The organism is Kitasatospora sp. NPDC001095 (assembly GCF_053598615.1).
This window is the reverse complement of record NZ_JBSFKQ010000054.1, coordinates 22,989-41,539: the sequence shown is the minus strand read 5'-3', so window position 1 is coordinate 41,539 and position 18,551 is coordinate 22,989. Positions and strand designations below refer to the sequence as shown.

The 18,551-nt window shown below is 72.8% G+C and carries 11 protein-coding genes; 4 read left to right on the top strand and 7 right to left on the bottom strand.

The genetic code is table 11. From position 1 onward, the window contains the following. The first annotated feature begins 82 nt into the window (after window positions 1-82). A complete protein-coding gene (gene pepN, locus ACWDBB_RS30765; RefSeq protein WP_449792689.1) occupies window positions 83-2,674 on the top strand; it encodes an aminopeptidase N in 2,592 nt (863 codons plus the stop codon). Window positions 2,675-2,820: 146 nt separating this feature from the next. On the opposite strand, the gene ACWDBB_RS30760 is transcribed toward pepN, so the two are convergent. Both ACWDBB_RS30760 and acnA read right to left on the bottom strand, forming a co-directional pair. Then, on the bottom strand, window positions 2,821-4,128 hold the full coding sequence (locus tag ACWDBB_RS30760) for a glycoside hydrolase family 18 protein (RefSeq protein WP_449792688.1): 1,308 nt from the start codon (window positions 4,126-4,128) through the stop codon (window positions 2,821-2,823). Between the two features lie 171 nt (window positions 4,129-4,299). Next, window positions 4,300-6,945: an aconitate hydratase AcnA gene (gene acnA / locus ACWDBB_RS30755; RefSeq protein ID WP_449792687.1), complete on the bottom strand. Its 2,646-nt coding sequence runs from the start codon at window positions 6,943-6,945 to the stop codon at window positions 4,300-4,302. A gap of 697 nt (window positions 6,946-7,642) precedes the next feature. Here acnA and ACWDBB_RS30750 point away from each other — a divergent pair. Both ACWDBB_RS30750 and ACWDBB_RS30745 read left to right on the top strand, forming a co-directional pair. Then, on the top strand, window positions 7,643-8,050 hold the full coding sequence (locus ACWDBB_RS30750) for a type II toxin-antitoxin system VapC family toxin (RefSeq protein ID WP_449792686.1): 408 nt from the start codon (window positions 7,643-7,645) through the stop codon (window positions 8,048-8,050). A 96-nt stretch (window positions 8,051-8,146) separates the two neighbouring features. Next, complete coding sequence (locus ACWDBB_RS30745) at window positions 8,147-8,680, top strand: superoxide dismutase family protein (protein WP_449792685.1); 534 nt, start codon at window positions 8,147-8,149, stop codon at window positions 8,678-8,680. Window positions 8,681-8,815: 135 nt separating this feature from the next. Here the strand turns inward: ACWDBB_RS30745 and argF are convergent, their stop codons facing one another. The 3 genes from argF to ACWDBB_RS30730 all read right to left on the bottom strand — a co-directional run bounded on the left by argF (window position 8,816) and on the right by ACWDBB_RS30730 (window position 14,296). Then, window positions 8,816-9,817, bottom strand: a complete 1,002-nt coding sequence (gene argF / locus ACWDBB_RS30740) for an ornithine carbamoyltransferase (protein ID WP_449792684.1) — start codon at window positions 9,815-9,817, stop codon at window positions 8,816-8,818. 178 nt (window positions 9,818-9,995) lie between these two features. Next, the gene (locus tag ACWDBB_RS30735; RefSeq protein ID WP_449792683.1) at window positions 9,996-12,713 is read right to left on the bottom strand and encodes a polynucleotide kinase-phosphatase; all 2,718 of its coding nucleotides are present in this window, start codon (window positions 12,711-12,713) and stop codon (window positions 9,996-9,998) included. Beyond that, the gene (locus ACWDBB_RS30730; RefSeq protein ID WP_449792682.1) at window positions 12,710-14,296 is read right to left on the bottom strand and encodes a 3' terminal RNA ribose 2'-O-methyltransferase Hen1; all 1,587 of its coding nucleotides are present in this window, start codon (window positions 14,294-14,296) and stop codon (window positions 12,710-12,712) included. Before ACWDBB_RS30730 ends, ACWDBB_RS30735 begins: the two co-directional genes overlap by 4 nt. Window positions 14,297-14,437: 141 nt before the next feature. Here ACWDBB_RS30730 and dapD point away from each other — a divergent pair, with 141 nt between their 5' ends. Then, window positions 14,438-15,442, top strand: coding sequence for a 2,3,4,5-tetrahydropyridine-2,6-dicarboxylate N-succinyltransferase (gene dapD / locus ACWDBB_RS30725; protein ID WP_449792681.1), 1,005 nt, complete (start codon window positions 14,438-14,440; stop codon window positions 15,440-15,442). Between the two features lie 224 nt (window positions 15,443-15,666). Here dapD and ACWDBB_RS30720 read toward each other — a convergent pair whose 3' ends face one another. Both ACWDBB_RS30720 and helR read right to left on the bottom strand, forming a co-directional pair. Beyond that, on the bottom strand, window positions 15,667-15,966 hold the full coding sequence (locus tag ACWDBB_RS30720) for a DUF6087 family protein (protein ID WP_449792680.1): 300 nt from the start codon (window positions 15,964-15,966) through the stop codon (window positions 15,667-15,669). Between the two features lie 135 nt (window positions 15,967-16,101). Further along, window positions 16,102-18,258 (bottom strand): RNA polymerase recycling motor ATPase HelR, encoded by a 2,157-nt coding sequence (gene helR, locus ACWDBB_RS30715; protein ID WP_449792679.1) that lies wholly within the window; start codon window positions 18,256-18,258, stop codon window positions 16,102-16,104. Window positions 18,259-18,551: the final 293 nt, after the last annotated feature.

Here is an 18,551-nt window from a genome sequence, read left to right as displayed (position 1 = left end):
CCCGCGCGCGGAGCACACCCCGCGCCGAGACCGCACCACCCACAGGCGCACCACCGTGCGAGCCGGACAAAGGAGTACCGCCGTGCCGGGCAAGAACCTCAGCCGCGACGAGGCGCAGCAGCGGGCCAGCATCCTGGCCGTGGACGGCTACCAGGTCCGGCTGGACGTGACCTCGGCCCCGGACCAGGCGGCCGGCACCTTCCGGTCCACCACCACCGTCGCCTTCCGCTGCTCCCAGCCCGGTGCGGACACCTTCCTCGACCTGCTCGCCCCCGCCGTCCGCTCGGTCACCCTCAACGGCCGCGCCCTCGACCCGGCCACCGCCTACGACGGCGCCCGGGTGCACGTCGACGGCCTGGCCGCCGAGAACGTGCTGACCGTCGAGGCGGACTGCGCCTACAGCCGCACCGGCGAGGGCCTGCACCGCTTCGTCGACCCGGTGGACGGCGAGACCTACCTCTACACCCACTACGAGCCGGCCGACGCCCGCCGGGTGTTCGCGAACTTCGAGCAGCCCGACCTGAAGGCCCCGTTCACCTTCACCGTGACCGCCCCCGCGGCCTGGGACGTGTGGTCCAACGCCCCGCACGAGAACGTCACCGCCGAAGGCGACGCCCGTACCTGGGAGTTCGCGCCGACCAAGCCGATCTCCACCTACCTCACCGCCGTCGTCGCCGGCCCGTACCACGTCGCCCGCGACCACTACCGCCGCGAGCTGGCCGACGGCACCGCGCTGGAGATCCCGCTCTCCGCGATGTGCCGCAAGTCGCTGGCCCCGTACTTCGACGCGGACGAGATCCTCGGCGTCACCAAGCTCGGACTCGACTTCTTCCACGAGGAGTTCGACTACCCGTACCCCTTCGGCAAGTACGACCAGGCCTTCGTCCCCGAGTACAACATCGGCGCGATGGAGAACCCCGGCTGCGTCACCTTCCGCGAGGAGTTCGTCTTCCGCTCGAAGGTCACCGACGCCGCGTACGAGGGCCGGGCCAACGTCATCCTGCACGAGATGGCGCACATGTGGTTCGGCGACCTGGTCACCATGCGCTGGTGGGACGACCTGTGGCTGAAGGAGTCCTTCGCCGACTTCATGGGCTCCTACGGCCTGATCGGCGCCCGTACCCGCTACTCCTCGGCCTGGGTCACCTTCGCCAACCAGCGCAAGGCCTGGGCCTACCGGCAGGACCAGTTCCCCACCACCCACCCGATCACCGCGGACATCCGGGACCTCGAGGACGCCAAGCTCAACTTCGACGGCATCACCTACGCCAAGGGCGCCTCCGTCCTCAAGCAGCTGGTGGCGTACGTCGGTTCGGAGGCCTTCTTCGAGGGCGCCCGCCGCTACTTCAAGCGCCACGCCTTCGGCAACACCGAGCTGGGCGACCTGCTGGAGGTGCTGGAGGAGACCAGCGGCCGCGACCTCAAGGCCTGGGCCGCCGCCTGGCTCCAGACCTCCGGGGTCAACGCGCTCACCCCGCAGGTCACCACCGACGCCGAGGGCCGGATCACCGAGCTGGCCGTGCTCCAGGACGGCACTGCGGACGATTCCGCGACTCCGTCGCGTGGTCTGCGCCCGCACCGGATCGCGGTCGGCCTGTACGACCGGGACGCCGACGGCGCCCTGGTGCGCACCAGCCGGATCGAGCTGGACGTCACCGGCGCCCGGACCGTCGTCGCCGAGGCCGTCGGGCTGGCCCGCCCGGCGCTGGTGCTGCTCAACGACGACGACCTGACCTACTGCAAGATCCGCTTCGACGAGGAGTCGCTGGAGGGCCTGCGCACCGGCCTCGGTGACATCCGCGACGAGCTGGCCCGCGCGCTGACCTGGTCCGCGGTGTGGAACCTCACCCGGGACGGCCTGATGCCGGCCCGCGACTACGTCGCCCTGGTACTGCGGTTCGCCGGCCAGGAGGGCAACATCGGCGTGCTCCAGTCGCTGCACGCCCAGGCCAAGACCGCCGTCGACCTGTACGCCGACCCGGCCTGGCGCGGCGAGGGCGGCCGGCTGCTCGCCGACGGCGCCCTGCGCGAGCTGCGCGACGCCGTCCCCGGCAGCGACCACCAGCTGGCCTGGGCCCGCTTCCTCGCCCAGACCGCGGGCGGCGCCGAGCACCTCGGCCTGGTCCGCGGCCTGCTGTCCGGCAGCGCCCGGATCGACGGCCTGGAGGTCGACCAGGACCTGCGCTGGGCGCTGTGGCTGGCGCTGGCCGCGTCCGGCCAGGCCACCGACGAGGAGCTGGCCGCCGAGCTGGCCGCCGACAACACCGCGAGCGGCAAGCGGCACCACACCCAGTGCCTGGCCGCCCGGCCCACCGCGGAGGCCAAGGCCGCCGCCTGGTCGGCCGTGATCGACTCGGACGAGCTGCCGAGCGCCCTGGTCGAGGCCAACACCGCCGGCTTCTCGATCCCCTCCCAGCGCGACCTGAGCGCCCTCTACGCGGCGCCGTACTTCAAGCTGCTGGAGCGGATCTGGGCCGAGCGGACGATCGAGATCGCGATGCGGATCGTCGGTGGCTTCTTCCCGATCGCCCAGACCGACGGTCAGACCCTGGCCGAGGCCGACGCCTGGCTGGCCGGGCACCCGCAGGCCGCGCCGGCGCTGCGCCGCCTGGTGCTGGAGCGCCGGGACGACCTGGCCCGCGCGCTGCGGGCGCAGGCCTGCGACCGGGCCTGACGGGCAGCGCACACCGCGACGGCCGCGGGCCGCGACGGCCGTACGCCGCCGTGACCGGGCCGCCGTGACCGGGCCGCCGTGAAAGAGGGCCCCGGCCGCTCCTGGATTCCAGGGAGCGGCCGGGGCCCTCTGCCGTGGGAGGCCGGTCAGTCGCGGCGCAGGCCGCGGTCCAGCGCGGCGATCGCGCTGCCCTGGGCGTCGTCGCCGTCCAGCGACCAGACCATCACCCCGGCCAGGTCGTTCCAGCGCGTGTACCGCGCCTTCTGGGTGAGCACCTCGGCGGTGTCGTAGCTGTAGAAGGTGGTGCCGTCGTACTTCCAGGACGCGCCGTGGTCGCGGTCCAGGTGGACCTTGCCCGGCAGCTCGTTGATCTCCCGGTAGGAGCGGTCGGGCGCGGACGCGGTGGCGCTCTGGAAGAGGCCGCCGCGCTTGCCGGGGGCGACGCCGGTCCAGCCGTGGCCGTACAGCGGGGCGCCGAGGACGAGCTGCTCGGAGGGCATCCCGCGCTCCTGGTAGTGGGTCACGGCGGTGTCGGCGCTGCGCTGCCGAGGGTCCGGGTCGGTCGGGTCGGAGTACAGGTTGGCCTGGTGGTTGGCCGGACCCTTGCCCTCCCAGGGGCCGTGCAGGTCGTAGGTCATCACGTTCAGCCAGTCCATCGACTCGCTCAGCTGCGGCAGTTCGAGCCGGTCGGCGACGGTCTCGTTGGCGGCCACCGCGGCGGTCAGCAGGTAGTGCTTGCCCTTCCTACCGCTCAGCGCGTCCAGCTGGTCGCGGAACTCCCGCATCAGCAGGGTGAAGTTGTGCCCGTCCTCGGGGCGGACCACGTTTCCCGCGTCCCCGCCACCGCCCGGGTACTCCCAGTCGATGTCGATGCCGTCGAAGACGCCCGCGGCCGCGCCCCGGCCGCCCTCCGGTGAGTCGGCCAGGACCGGCAGGTCGCCCTTGAGGTAGAGGTCGATGCAGGAGGAGACGAACTTCTTGCGGGACTCGTCGGTGGCGGCCGCGTCGGAGAAGTACTTGGACCAGGTCCAGCCGCCCAGCGAGATGACCGTGCGCAGCTGGGGGTTCTTCGCCTTGAGCTTGCGCAGCTGGTTGAAGTGGCCCTTCAGCGGCTGGCCCGGGGCGTCGGCCACGCCGTCCACCGACTCGGCGGCGGAGAAGGAGCGCTGGTAGTCGTCGCGGGCGTCGCCCTGGCCGGGCTCGTTGCTCTCGAAGCAGGTGCCGTCGGCGGAGACGTTGCCGAAGGCGTAGTTGATGACGGTGAGCCTGGCCGCCTGGCCGGACTCCTGGACCCGCTTGGCGGAGCTGTCGGCGCCCCACTGGGTGAAGTAGCCGACCCGCTGGCCCTTCAGCTTCGGGCCGTGCCGTCCATCGGCGGCGTTGGCGGTGGCGGGGGCGGCGAGCAGCGCGGCGACGGTGGCGGCGGCGAGCAGGGCTGAGGCGCGAGTGGGCATACCGGACCTGTTCTCTGTAGCGACGTCAAATGGTCTGGACCAGATGCCACAGAGGTTTAGTCCATCCGCCGTTCACCGCACAAGGGGTCGACGGCAACCGGCGCAGTATGCAAAAGCGGAGGGGCCGGACCGCGAAGTGCGGTCCGGCCCCTCTCAGGCCTGTGCCGGGACTCAGCCGATCAGCGAGCGCAGCACGTACTGCAGGATGCCGCCGTTGCGGTAGTAGTCCGCCTCACCGGGGGTGTCGATGCGGACGACCGCGTCGAACTCCTTGTCACCGGCCTTGACCTTGACGGTCTTCGGGGTGCGGCCCTCGTTGAGCTCGGTCACGCCGGTGATGGAGAAGGTCTCCTCGCCGGTCAGGCCGAGGGACTCGGCGTTCTCGCCCTCCGGGAACTGCAGCGGCAGGACGCCCATGCCGATCAGGTTCGAGCGGTGGATGCGCTCGTACGACTCGGCGATGACGGCCTTGACGCCCAGCAGCGCGGTGCCCTTGGCGGCCCAGTCGCGGGACGAGCCGGAGCCGTACTCCTTGCCGGCCAGGACGACCAGCGGGATGCCGGCGGCCTGGTAGTTCTGCGAGGCGTCGTAGATGAACGACACCGGCGCGTCGGCCTGGGTGAAGTCGCGGGTGTAGCCGCCCTCGGTGCCCGGCGCGATCTGGTTGCGCAGGCGGATGTTGGCGAAGGTGCCGCGGATCATCACCTCGTGGTTGCCACGACGGGAACCGTAGGAGTTGAAGTCGCGCTTCTCGACACCGTTGGCGGTCAGGTACTGCGCCGCCGGGGTGCCCGGCTTGATGTTGCCGGCCGGGGAGATGTGGTCGGTGGTGACCGAGTCGCCCAGCTTGGCCAGGACGCGGGCGCCGGCGATGTCGGTCACCGGGCTCGGGGTCTTGGCCATGCCCTCGAAGTACGGGGGCTTGCGGACGTAGGTGGACTCGGCGTCCCACTCGAAGGTGTTGCCGGTCGGGACCGGGAGCGACTGCCAGCGGTGGTCACCGGCGAAGACGTCCTGGTAGCCCTTGTCGAACATGGCCTCGTCGATGGAGCCGGCGACGACGTCGGCGACCTCCTGCTCCGACGGCCAGATGTCGGCGAGGAAGACGTCGTTGCCGTCGGCGTCCTGGCCCAGGGCGTCCTTGGTGATGTCGACGTTCATGTTGCCGGCGAGGGCGTAGGCGACCACCAGCGGCGGGGAGGCCAGGTAGTTCATCTTGACGTCGGGGTTGATCCGGCCCTCGAAGTTGCGGTTGCCGGAGAGCACCGAGACGACCGCGAGGTCGGACTCGTTGACGGCGGCCGAGACCTCCTCGGGCAGCGGGCCCGAGTTGCCGATGCAGGTGACGCAGCCGTAGCCGACCAGGTTGAAGCCCAGCTTCTCCATGTACGGGAGCAGGCCGGCCTTCTCGTAGTAGTCCATGACGACCTTGGAGCCGGGCGCCAGGGTGGTCTTGACCCAGGGCTTGACGTGCAGGCCCTTCTCCACGGCCTTCTTCGCCAGCAGGGCGGCGCCCAGCATGACGGAGGGGTTGGAGGTGTTGGTGCAGGAGGTGATCGAGGCGATCACGACCGCGCCGTTGTCGATCTCGTAGGACGAGCCGTCGGGGGCGGTGACGGCGGTCGGCTTCGAGGCCTCGGCGGAGTAGGTCGGCAGCGCCGCGGCGAACTTCTCGGCGGCCTCGGCCAGGATCACGCGGTCCTGCGGGCGCTTCGGGCCGGAGATCGACGGGACGACGGTGGAGACGTCCAGCTCCAGGTACTCGGAGTAGACCGGCTCGTGCGACGGGTCGTGCCAGAGACCCTGCTCCTTGGCGTACGCCTCGACCAGGGCGAGCTGCTGCTCGTCACGGCCGGTGAGCTTCAGGTAGTTGATGGTCTCGGCGTCGATCGGGAAGATCGCGCAGGTCGAGCCGAACTCCGGCGACATGTTGCCGATGGTGGCGCGGTTGGCCAGCGGGATGGAGCCGATGCCGTCGCCGTAGAACTCGACGAACTTGCCGACCACACCGTGCTTGCGCAGCATCTCGGTGATGGTGAGCACCAGGTCGGTGGCGGTGGTGCCGGCCGGCAGCTCGCCGGTCAGCTTGAAGCCGACGACGCGCGGGATCAGCATGGAGACCGGCTGGCCGAGCATGGCGGCCTCGGCCTCGATGCCGCCGACGCCCCAGCCCAGCACGCCCAGGCCGTTGACCATGGTGGTGTGCGAGTCGGTGCCGACGCAGGTGTCCGGGTAGGCCTGGCCGCCGCGGACCATGACGGTGCGGGCCAGGTGCTCGATGTTCACCTGGTGGACGATGCCGGTGCCCGGCGGGACGACCTTGAACTCGTCGAAGGCGGTCTGGCCCCAGCGCAGGAACTGGTAGCGCTCCTTGTTGCGGCCGTACTCGATCTCGACGTTCTGGGTGAACGCGTCCTTGGTGCCGAACTTGTCGGCGATGACCGAGTGGTCGATGACCAGCTCGGCCGGGGCCAGCGGGTTGATCTTCGCCGGGTCACCGCCCAGCTCCTTGACGGCCTCGCGCATGGTGGCGAGGTCGACCACGCACGGCACACCGGTGAAGTCCTGCATGATCACGCGGGCCGGGGTGAACTGGATCTCCTGGCTCGGCTGGGCGTTCTCGTCCCAGTTGCCGAGGGCGCGGATGTGGTCGGCGGTGATGTTCGCGCCGTCCTCCGTGCGGAGCAGGTTCTCCAGCAGCACCTTGAGGCTGTACGGCAGCCGCTCGGAACCCTCGACGGCGGAGAGCTTGAAGATCTCGTACGACTCGTCGCCCACCTGCAGCGAGCTGCGGGCGTCGAAGCTGTTCGCGGACACGACTGACTCCTTCTGGGTGCTTCGTGCGGTATCCGGCCGTCACACGGTGGTAAGGTCAGCCTTACTTAGGCCCACCTTGCCCGCATCGCCGGCGAGCGCCTCTCGGCAAGTATCTTGATGTCGAGATATATCGTAAGGGGCAGTTATCTCGATGTCGAGATAAACCATAGTGCATGCCGTGCCTCACCGGTCGTCCGGGCCGCGCCGCTTGCGCTCCAGCCTGATCAGCCGGACCGCACCCGCCACGACGGCGGCCGCCATCGGCAGCACCACCACAAGCTCACCACCGGATCCGCCGGTCGGCGAGGGGGCGATGTCGGCCGGCAGGGTCGTCGTCGCTCTTCGTCCTCCGTTCGCGCCCGGTTCGCTCCCAGTTCCAGAACCGGCATCAACAGCACCGGGAACTCCAGATACGCGCGGTAACTCGCCGACGCCGCGTACACCGACCGGCCCTGGGCGTAATCCACGGCGAACAACAGGGCCGGCAGCGCACCCGCGCCCAGCCCCCAGGCCCCAGGCCCGCACTCCGCGGAGCTCCGGCACCCGGGCGTCGGGCGGAGCCCGCCACGACAGGGCGCGGCCAGGAACGTCCCGCCCGCCCCGCCCTGGGCGCCCCCGGGCCCGGCTCCGCCGGATGGGAGCCGCCCCGGTACCGTGGCCGGTGAGTTGACGTGCGGGGACGGGCAGGGGCCGACTGATGATCGTGGTGGACGCATCCGCACTGGTACTGGCACTCGCCGACCAGGGCCCGCGCGGGGCCAGGGCCCGCGCGGAACTCGCCTCCGGCGGCGAGTGGGTGGCGCCCGAGCACGTCGTCGTCGAGGTGATGCAGTCGCTTCGCGGGCTCTACCTGGCCAAGGAGCTGACCGCAGAGCGGGTCGCCGAACTCGCCGAGGAACTCGCGGCGGTGACGATCCGCAAGGTCGAGGTGGCGCCGCTGCTCGGCCGGATCTGGGAACTCAAGGACAACCTGACCCCGGACGACGCCGCGTACGTCGCGGTCGCCGAGCGGTACGGGGTACCGCTGGTCACCGCCGACCTGCGGCTGATGCGGGCCAGCGGGCCGCGCTGCGAGATCCGGGGGATCCGGCGGGACGCGGACTGAGGACGTCGCCGGTACGGGGAGGGCCGGGGGTGTCCTGGGAGCCCCGGCCGCGTTAGCAGGGCGACCGTCGCCCCGCCCCTGGAAGGCCCCGTCCCGATGACCGCTCCGCTCGCCGCCGCCCTGCTTCCGCTGGCCCTGCTCGCCCCCGCCGCCTCGCCGGCCTCCGTCACCGAGGCCGCCTTCGACCCGGCCACCGCCTTCGTCCCGCCCACCGCGATCAGCTACGCGAGCGACCTGGTGCCGTACGGCTCGCACGCCCGGATCGTCACCGACCGCTCGCTGCCCGGGCGGACGGTGCTCACCCTGACGGTCTCGGGGCTCGCCCCCGACCACGAGTTCCCGGCGCACCTCCACACCGGCGACTGCGGGGTCGACCCGGCCTCCTCCGGCCCGCACTACCAGAACGTGGTCGACCCGGTGCAGCCGTCCACCGACCCGGTGTACGCCAACGAGGGCAACGAGCTGCGGCTGGTGCTGCGGACCGACCGGCAGGGAGTGGGCAGCGCCGCCACCGCGGTGGCCTGGCAGCCGCGGCCGGGCGAGGCGCGTTCGCTGGTGCTGCACGCGGGCACCCCGGCCGGCCGGCACGCGGCGGGTGACCGGGTGGCCTGCGTCAGGCTGGACGGCTGAGGCCGGCACCGGCACCGGCGCCGGCGGCGCGGGGAGCCGCCCGTGGCCCGGGGAGCCGTTCGGGCCCAGGAGCCGTTCGGACCCAGGAGCCGTTCGGACGGGAAGGGTCCTCGCCCCTCGGCCAGGAGCCGGGAGTCAGGAGCCGAGGGTGGCGACCAGCACCGCCTTGATGGTGTGCATCCGGTTCTCGGCCTGGTCGAACACGATGGAGTGCGCCGACTCGAACAGTTCGTCGGTGCACTCCAGCTCGCTCATGCCGGTCGCCTCGTGCATCTGCCGCCCGACCACCGTGCCGAGGTCGTGGAAGGCGGGCAGGCAGTGCAGGAACTTCACGTCCGGGTTGCCGGTGGCCCGGACGGTGTCCATGGAGACCTGGTACGGCTTGAGCAGCTCGATCCGCTCGGCCCAGACCTCCTTGGGCTCGCCCATCGAGACCCAGACGTCGGTGTAGAGGAAGTCGGCGCCGGCCACGCCCTCGGCCACGTCCTCGGTGAGGGTGATCCGGGCCCCGGTCGTCTCGGCCAGGTCCCGCGCCGACTTCTGCACCTCCTCGGTCGGCCAGAGCGCGCGCGGGGCGACGATCCGGATGTCCATGCCGAGCATGGCGCCGGTGACCAGCAGCGAGTTGCCCATGTTGGAGCGGGCGTCGCCGAGGTAGGCGAGGGCGACCTCGGGGAGCGGCTTGGGCGTGTGCTCGGTGACGGTGAGCACGTCGGCCAGCATCTGGGTGGGGTGCCACTCGTCGGTCAGGCCGTTCCAGACCGGGACGCCGGCGTACTCGGCCAGTTCCTCGATGATCTCCTGGCCGTGGCCGCGGTACTCGATGCCGTCGAACATCCGGCCGAGCACCCGGGCGGTGTCCCTGATGGACTCCTTGTGGCCGATCTGGGAGCCCGTGGGGTCCAGGTAGGTGGTGGTGGCGCCCTGGTCGTGGGCGGCGACCTCGAAGGCGCAGCGGGTGCGGGTCGAGGTCTTCTCGAAGATCAGCGCGATGTTCCTGCCGCGCAGTCTGGGCTGCTCGGTGCCGGCGTACTTCGCCGCCTTGAGCGTGGCGGCGAGGTCCACCAGGAAGCGGAACTCCTGGGGCGTGAAGTCGAGCTCCTTGAGGAAGTGCCTGTTCCGGAGGTTGAAGGCCATGCCGGGCTCCTGGGGTGACGGGACTGGAGGAAGCGGCAAGTCTATACGATACTCGGAATTTCTATACAGGCCAGGGCCGGGACGGTCCCGCAGGAGGGGGTTCCGGAGGAGCCCACGGAGAGCCCACGAGGAGCCCGCAGGGAGCCCGCGAAGGGCTCCCCGCCTTCCGGCACCGCGCTCACAGTCGCGGATCGACCGGCTCCGACTCCAGCGCGAGCACCGCGAAGACCGGCTCGTGCACCCGCCACAGCGGCTCCCCCGCCGCCAGCCGGTCCAGCGCCTCCAGCCCCAGCGCGTACTCACGCAGCGCCAGCGAGCGCTTGTGGCCCAGCGCGCGCAGGCGCAGCCGGTCGAGGTGCTCGGTGTAGTCCGGGCCGTAGATGATCCGCAGGTACTCCCGGCCGCGCACCTTCACCCCGGGCTGCACCAGGCCGCCCGGCCGGCCCTCGCCGCGCACCGTGCGCACCAGCGAGGCCAGCGGCTTGACCACCATGCCCTCGCCGCCCGCCGCGGTCAGCTCCTCCCACCACGCGGTGGCGGCGGCCATCGAGGCCTCGTCCTCGGTGTCCACCAGGATCCGGCGGGTACGGTGCAGCACCGGCTCCTGGTCCTGCGGGTGCTCCGGGTGCTGGGGGTCCTGCTGCGGGTGCTGCGGGTGCTGAGGGTGTTCCGTGTCGTCGGCGGCGCCGGTCCCGTCGGCGGCCACCAGGCGGTCGATCCAGGCCAGGTGCTCGTCGTGCGGGCGCACCGCCAGGTTCGCCCCCTCGGCCGCGAGCAGCTGGAACGGTGCGAGCCTGATGCCCGACAGGCCCTCCGTCGGCCAGCAGTAACGCCGGTACGCCTCGGTGAACGCCTGCGCGTCGGCCGCGCGCTGCCGCTGGCGGGCGGTCAGGTGGGCCAGGTCCAGGCCGCGCCCGGCCGCCCGCTCCAGCGCGGACAGCACCTCCGGCAGGACGGCGCCCGCCGCCGCGCCGACCGCCGCGTACTGGCGGCGCAGCAGTTCCACCGCCTTCAGCGACCAGGGCATCAGCTCGGCGTCCAGCAGCAGCCAGTCGGTGGCCAGCTCCTCGAACAGCCCGGCGCGCCCGGCGGCCTCCCGGACCCGGCCGAGCACGGCGCCGGTCAGCTCCTCGTCGGCGAGGAAGGCGCGGCCGGTCCGGGTCCAGATCGCACCGGGGCCGGCCACGCCGAAGCGGCGCTCCAGCGCGGCCTCGTCCCGGGCGACCAGCAGCACCGCGCGCGAGCCCATGTGCTTCTCCTCGCAGACCAGGTGCTGCACGCCGTCGGCCCGGTAGCCGAGGAAGGCCTCCTCCGGGTGCTCCAGGTAGCCGTCCCGGCGGGAGGTGGCGCTCGGTGCCATGGTCGGCGGCAGGTAGGCGAGCAGCCGCGGGTCCAGCGCGAAGCGGCTCATCACCTCCAGCGCCGCGGCCGCGTTCTCCTCCCGGACGGCCACCCGCCCGTGCAGCCCGGTCTCGACGATCCGGCGCCCGGCCACGTCGGCGAGGTCCAGCGGACGGCCCTCGCGGGCGCCCGGCGCGTCGGTGACCAGCGGACGCACCGGGGCGTACCACTTGCGCTCCGCCTCGACGCTCACCAGCTCGCGCTCCGGGTAGCGCAGCGCGGTCAGGCTGCCGCCGAAGACGCAGCCGGTGTCCAGGCAGACGGTGTTGTTGACGAAGCTCGCGACCGGCACCGGGGTGTGGCCGTAGACCACCAGCGCCCGGCCCCGGTACTCCTCCGCCCACGGGTAGCGCACCGGCAGGCCGTACTCGTCGGTCTCGCCGGTGGTGTCCCCGTACAGCGCGTGCGAGCGGACCCGGCCGGAGTTGCGGCCGTGGTACCTCTCCGGCAGGCCGGCGTGGCAGACCACCAGGGCGCCGCCGTCCAGCAGGTAGTGGCTGACCAGGCCGCGCATGAACGCGCGGACCTCGGCCCGGAACTCCTCGCTCTCCCCCGCCAGCTGGTCCAGCGACTCCTGGAGGCCGTAGGCGACGTTGACCTTCTTGCCGTCCATCGCCCGGCCCAGCTTGTTCTCGTGGTTGCCCGGCACGCAGAGCGCGTGGCCGGCCGCCACCATGCCCATCACCAGGCGCAGCACGCCCGGGGTGTCGGGGCCGCGGTCGACCAGGTCGCCGACGAAGACGGCGGTGCGGCCCGCGGGGTGCGCGGCGTCCACCGGGCGGCCCTCGGCGTCCCGGGTGAGCGTGTAGCCGAGCCGGGTCAGCAGGGTCTCCAGCTCGGAGCGGCAGCCGTGGATGTCGCCGACGAGGTCGAACGGGCCGGTGAGGTGACGCAGGTCGTTGTAGCGCTTCTCCAGCACGATCTCGGCGGTCGCGACCTCGGCCTCGCCGCGCAGGACGTGCACCTTGCGGAAGCCCTCGCGCTCCAGGCCGCGGAGGGAGCGGTGCAGTTCCCGGTGCTGGCGGGGGATCACATGGGCCGGCAGCTGACGGTCCGGACGCGAGCGGTTGCGCTCGGCGCACACCCCCGGTGGGACGTCCAGGACGATCGCGATCGGCAGCACGTCGTGCTCGCGGGCGATCGCGACCAGCTGCCGGCGGGCCTCGGGCTGCACGTTGGTGGCGTCCACGACGGTCAGCCGACCGGCCGCCAGGCGCTTGCCGACGATGTAGTGCAGGACGTCGAAGGCCTCGGCGGAGGCGGACTGGTCGTTCTCGTCGTCGGCGACCAGGCCCCGGCAGAAGTCGGAGGAGACCACCTGGGTGGGCAGGAAGTGGCGGCGGGCGAAGGTGGACTTGCCCGCGCCGCTGGTGCCGATCAGGACGACGAGGGAGACGTCGGTGACGGGGAGGCGGCGGGGGGTGGCGCTCTTCGCACCGTCCTGGTCCCGGCTCTCGCCGGGGGTGTCGGTCGTGTCGGTCGCGTCATCGGTCATCGGGGCTCGCCTCCTTCGGGCGTCGTGGTCGGGATGGTCGTGGCGGTCGGGGTGGGCGTGGTGGGTGCCGTGGTCGTAGCGGTCGGAGTGGACGTGGTGGGCGTGGTGGACGTGGTGAACAGGGCCAGCTGGGTCGGGGCGCCGACCTCCTCGTCCTGTGGACCGACCGGGCGCAGCTCCACGGTGTAGCCGTACGCGGCGGCGACCTTCCCGGTCCAGGCGCGGAACTCGGCCCGGGACCACTCGAAGCGGTGGTCGGCGTGCCGGACGGCGCCCGCCGGCAGGCTGTCCCAGCGGACGTTGTACTCGGCGTTCGGCGTGGTGACCACGACCGTCCTCGGCCGGGCGGCGCCGAACACCGCGTACTCCAGCGCGGGCAGCCGCGGCAGGTCCAGGTGCTCGATCACCTCGCACAGCACCGCCGCGTCGAAGCCCTTGAGCCGGACGTCGGTGTAGGTGAGCGCTCCCTGCACCAGCGACACCCGGGCCGCCTGACGCTCCGACAACCGCTCCAGGCCCAGCTTACGACTCGCCACCCGCAGCGCCCTGGTGGAGACGTCCACGCCGAGGATCCCGGTGAACCGGGCGTCCTTGAGCAGCTCGCCGATCAACTCGCCCTGGCCGCAACCGAGATCGGCGACGCGGGCGGCGCCGCTCTCGCGCAGCGCGGTGAGGATCGCGGCGCGGCGCTGCTCGGCGAGCGAGGGCTGCCTGGGTTTCGGCTGTTCCCGCACCTCCTCCTCGGGCCGGTCGTCGACCGCGTTGTCGATCTCCTCGACCTCGCGGTCGTCGGCCTCCGCCAGCCGGGCCAGCTCCAGTCGCTCCATCGCGGCCCTGGTCAGCGACCAGCGCCGGGCCAGGTAGCGGCGGGTGATCAGGGCGCGCTCCGGGTGGGCCGCCAACCAGCCCTGGCCGGCCGCGAGCAGCTTGTCCACCTCGTCCGGGGCGACCCAGTAGTGCTTGGCGCCGTCCAGCACCGGCAGCAGGACGTACAGCTGCTGGAGCGCGTCGGCGAGCCGGACCGCGTCGGAGGAGAGCGCGATCCGCACGTGGCGGGACTCGCCCCACTCGGGGAAGGACTCGTCCAGCGCGATCGCCGTCGTCTCGACCCGCCAGCCCAGCGGCTCGAACAGCCGGGCCACCAGGGCCGCGCCGCCGCCCTCGCCCGCGCCGTTCACGGGCACGGCGGGCAGCTCGATCCGCAGCGGGCGCACCCGCTCCGGCAGTTCCGGGCGGGCCGGGCAGACGCCCTTCATGGCGGACCTGAACACCGTCCGCAGCGCCACCGCGAGCAGCGAGGACGCGGCGTACGGGCGGTCGTTGACGTACTGGGAGAGCGCGAAGTCGGGCGAGCCGCCGCGCCCCCTGCCGTCGCCCCGACCCTTGCGGACCAGTGCGATCGGGTCGATGTCCAGCAGCAGTGCCGCCGTGCAGAGCTCGTCCCCCGCCTCGGGGTAGAAGACGTGGGCCTCGCCGTGCGACGTGGTGAATTGCTGGACCTTGCCGGGGTGCTTGTGCAGCAGGAACCCGAGGTCCGTGGCCGGGGCCTCGGCGCTGCCGGTGGTGGAGATCGACATGAACACCCGCTGAAGTATTGCCCAGCACCGGAGCGCCGAGCACCGGGTTTTCCCGCCCCGCGGGCCGCCGACCAGCACGTCCGCCGGGCGCGTCCGCCCGGCGGGCGTGTTCGGCACCGGGGCCCCGCATTGGTTAACGTGCACGGTGTGACTGCTGAATCCACCTCGCACGAATCCACCTCCGCGGCGACCGGCGCCGTGGCCGCCGGCCTGGCCACCATCGCCGCCGACGGCACCGTCCTCGACACCTGGTTCCCCGCTCCCGCGCTGGCCGCCGAGCCCGGCCCGGCCGGCACCGTCCGGCTGACCGCCGAGCAGGCCGAGGCCGAGCTCGGTGCCGGCGCGGCCGAGGCGCTGCGCGCCGACGCGCGCCGCGGCGTCGAGGTGGTCGCCGTGCGCACCACCATCGCCTCGCTGGACGAGAAGCCGCTCGACACGCACGACGTGTACCTGCGCCTGCACCTGCTCAGCCACCGGCTGGTCAAGCCGCACGGCCAGAACCTGGACGGCATCTTCGGCCTGCTGGCCAACGTCGCCTGGACCAGCATCGGCCCCGTCCCGGTGGACAAGGTCGAGCAGGCCCGCCTGGCCGTGCGCGCCCAGGGCGGCCAGCTGGCCGTGTACGGGATCGACAAGTTCCCGCGGATGACCGACTACGTCGCCCCGACCGGTGTGCGCATCGCCCACGCCGACCGCGTCCGGCTCGGTGCGCACCTGGCCGCCGGCACCACCGTGATGCACGAGGGCTTCGTCAACTTCAACGCCGGCACGCTGGGCACCTCCATGGTCGAGGGCCGGATCAGCGCGGGCGTCGTCGTCGGCGACCACAGCGACATCGGCGGCGGCGCCTCGATCATGGGCACCCTTTCCGGTGGCGGCAAGCAGGTCGTCTCGGTCGGCGAGCGCTGCCTGCTCGGCGCCAACGCGGGCATCGGCATCTCGCTCGGCAGCGACTGCGTGGTCGAGGCCGGCCTGTACGTGACCGCCGGCACCCGGGTCACCACTCCGGACGGCACGGTGGCCAAGGCCGTCGAACTGTCCGGCCAGGACAACCTGCTGTTCCGCCGCAACTCGCAGAGCGGCGCGGTCGAGGTCATCGCCCGCTCCGGCTCCTGGGGCGGTCTGAACGCCGACCTGCACGCCCACAACTGACCTACGGGCAGGGGCTGTCGGGGTCCGGCGCCGGGTGGCGCCGGACCCCGCGCGCTTCCGGACCCCGCGCGCTTCCGGGGGCCGCGCGCTTCCCGGGAACCGCTCGTTCCCCGGGTTCGTCCGCGACCGGGGCGGCTCGTGGTCCGGGCGCGGCCGCGACCGGGACCGGTCGTGGTCCGGGCGCGGCTCGGGCACCGCTGCGCGTGGCCCTGCCCGCGCGGGCGTCAGGGCTTGCGGTGGCGCCCCGGCGCCTTCCTCGGCCGCCGGGCCTGACGCCCGGGCCGCGGCGCTCCCGCGCCCTCGATCCCGTACAGGATCCGTTGGGCGGTGGCGTAGTCCTCGGCCACCGTCTCCGGCAGCCACTGGTAGCCGTCCCAGCGCACGATCAGCCTCGGTTCACCCGGCGTCACATGGGCACCCCGCTGTCGTCCGCCCGTGAGCCGTACGGCCCGCAACTGCCCGACCGGCCGTAGCCGTTGCGCCCGCCTGGCCGCCCACGACGCCAGCTGTTCCTCCTCGTCCATCGCCCCAGTCTGGCCTCCCGCCGCCGTCGCCCGACACCCGCGCCACCCGACCGGGCGAGGCGCGTTCCAGCCCCTTCGCTCCCTTCTTCCACACCCCGCTCCCTCCGCCGCTCGCCGCCGCCCGACGCCGTCTTCTCACGTGCTCCTGAGGACCACCAGCCGTTGCGTCGCCCTGGTCATCGCGACGTAGCGGTCGACGGCTCCCTCGACGCCCCCGCCGAACGCCTCCGGGTCGACCAGGACGACCAGGTCGAACTCGAGCCCCTTGGACAGCTCCGGGGTCAGCGACCGGACCCGCGGCCGCGCCTCGAAGCCGGGGGCGCCGATCACACAGGCGATCCCCTCGGCGCGCTCGGCGAGCCAGCCGTCCAGGACGGCGTCCAGCTCCGCCGCCGACCCGTGCGCGACGGGGATGCCGCTGCTGCGGACGGAGGTCGGCACGTTGGCGTCGGGCAGCGCGGCCCGGATCGCGGGCTCGGCTTCGGCCATGACCTCTTCCGGCGTCCGGTAGTTGATGCTCAGCGAGGTCACCGTGCTCCGGTCGAGCCCGATCCGCTCCAGCCGCTCCTGCCAGGACTCCGTGAAACCGTGCCTGGCCTGTGCCCGGTCCCCGACGATGGTGAAGCTCCGGGACGGGCAGCGCAGCAGCAGCATCTGCCACTCCGCGTCGGTCAGCTCCTGGGCCTCGTCCACCACGATGTGCGCGAACGGCCCGGCGAGCGGTTCCGGGTCGGCGACGGGCAGGGCCGTCTCGTCGACCAGGGTGTCCTGGAGGTCGCGCCCGCGCAGCATCGTCACCGCGCCCTCGCCGTCGTCGTCGGCCTGCAGGAGGTCGCCGATGACGTCGGCCATCCGTTCGCGCTCGGCGGCGGCCGCGGCCTCCCGCCGGCGCCGGCGCAGGTCCGCCTCCGGATCGCCGAGCCGCTGCCGGGCCGCGTCCAGCAGCGGCAGGTCGGAGACCGTCCAGGCCTGGGGCGCGTCCTTGCGCTGGAGCCGGCGGACCTCTTCGGGCGCCAGCCAGGGCGCGCACATCCGCAGGTAGGCGGGCACCGACCAGAGGTCGCCGACCAGGTCGGCCGCGTCGAGCAGCGGCCAGGCCCGGTTGAGCGTCTCGACCAGCTCGCGGTCCTGCCGCAGGGACCGGCGGAACAGCTCCGGCGAGACGTCCTCGTCCTCGTCCAGCTTGTCCATCAGGATCGTGGCCAGCTCCTCCCAGATCTGCTCGCGGGCCTCGTTGTGCGGGGTGCCCGGGTCCGGCGCGTCGAAGGCGTCGGACCAGTCCTCGGCGCTCAGCCAGAGGTCGGCCCAGTGGGTGGTGACCTCCATGCCCTCGGCCGGCGGCTCCTCGTAGAACCGGACGGCCTTCTCGATCGCCTTCACCATGTCGACCGAGGACTTCAGGCGGGCCACCCCGGCGTCCCGCTCGGCCCCGGCCTTCGCCCCCTCGGCGACGAGGTCCCGCACGGTGCAGGTGCGCACCCCCTCCTCGCCGAGGCTGGGCAGGACGTCGGCGACGTAGGCCAGGTAGGGCTGGTGCGGGCCGACGAACAGCACGCCGCCGCGCCGGTGGCCGAGCCTGGGGTCGGAGTAGAGCAGGTACGCGGAGCGGTGCAGCGCGACGACCGTCTTCCCGGTGCCGGGGCCGCCGTCCACCACCAGGGCGCCCCGGGACCCGGCCCGGATGACGGCGTCCTGGTCCGCCTGGATGGTGGCCAGCACGTCCCGCATCCGGGCCGACCGGTTGCCGCCCAGGCTGGCGATGAACGCGGACTGGTCGTCCAGCGCGGCGTGCCCCTCCAGGGCCTCGGCGGTGAACACCTCGTCCCAGTAGTCGCCGATCCGGCCGCCCGTCCAGCGGTACCGGCGCCGGCTCGCCAGACCCATCGGGTCGGCGTGGGTGGCCGCGAAGAACGGCTCGGCGGCGGGCGAGCGCCAGTCGACCAGCAGTCGGCGCCCCTCACTGTCGGTGAGGCCGAGCCGCCCGATGTACACCGGCTCCGGGTCGTCCGCGAGGACGACCCGTCCCAGGCACAGGTCCAGCCCGAAGCGGCGCAGGGCACGCAGCCGACCGGTCAGCTTGTGCACCTCGACGTCCCGGTCCATCGCCTCCCGCCCGAGACCGCCCGGCGCGCGGCGGAGCGCGTCGAGGCGGTCGGACAGCTCGGCGATCGACTTCTCCAGGCTCTCCGCGACGGCCGCGAAGTGCCGCTCGTCCTCGCCGATCAGCTCGGGATCGGCCTTGGCGGCGAGGCGGGCGGGAAGGTCGAACGCGCTGGTGGTCCGGCTGTTCATGGCATCAGCTCCGATCTGAGGCCTGCGATTGTGCGCCCCCACGGGGGCCTTGCCGCAAGACCCCCCATGCGCTATACGTTGAGAGTGGCAAGGGGTGGGTTCTCCCCCGAGCCGTCTTCACCCCACCTCCGCTCCCCTCTCCGGACGTGTCCGCCGACGCCCCGCTCCACGTCGCCGACCACCACCCGGCTCCGCGTCACCGGCCGCCGTCTCGCTCCGTGCCCCGAGCCGCTCCGCGCCTAGCCGAGGCAGCGCCGCGACGGCAACCCCGCCTCACCCGGGAGGCTTACCGC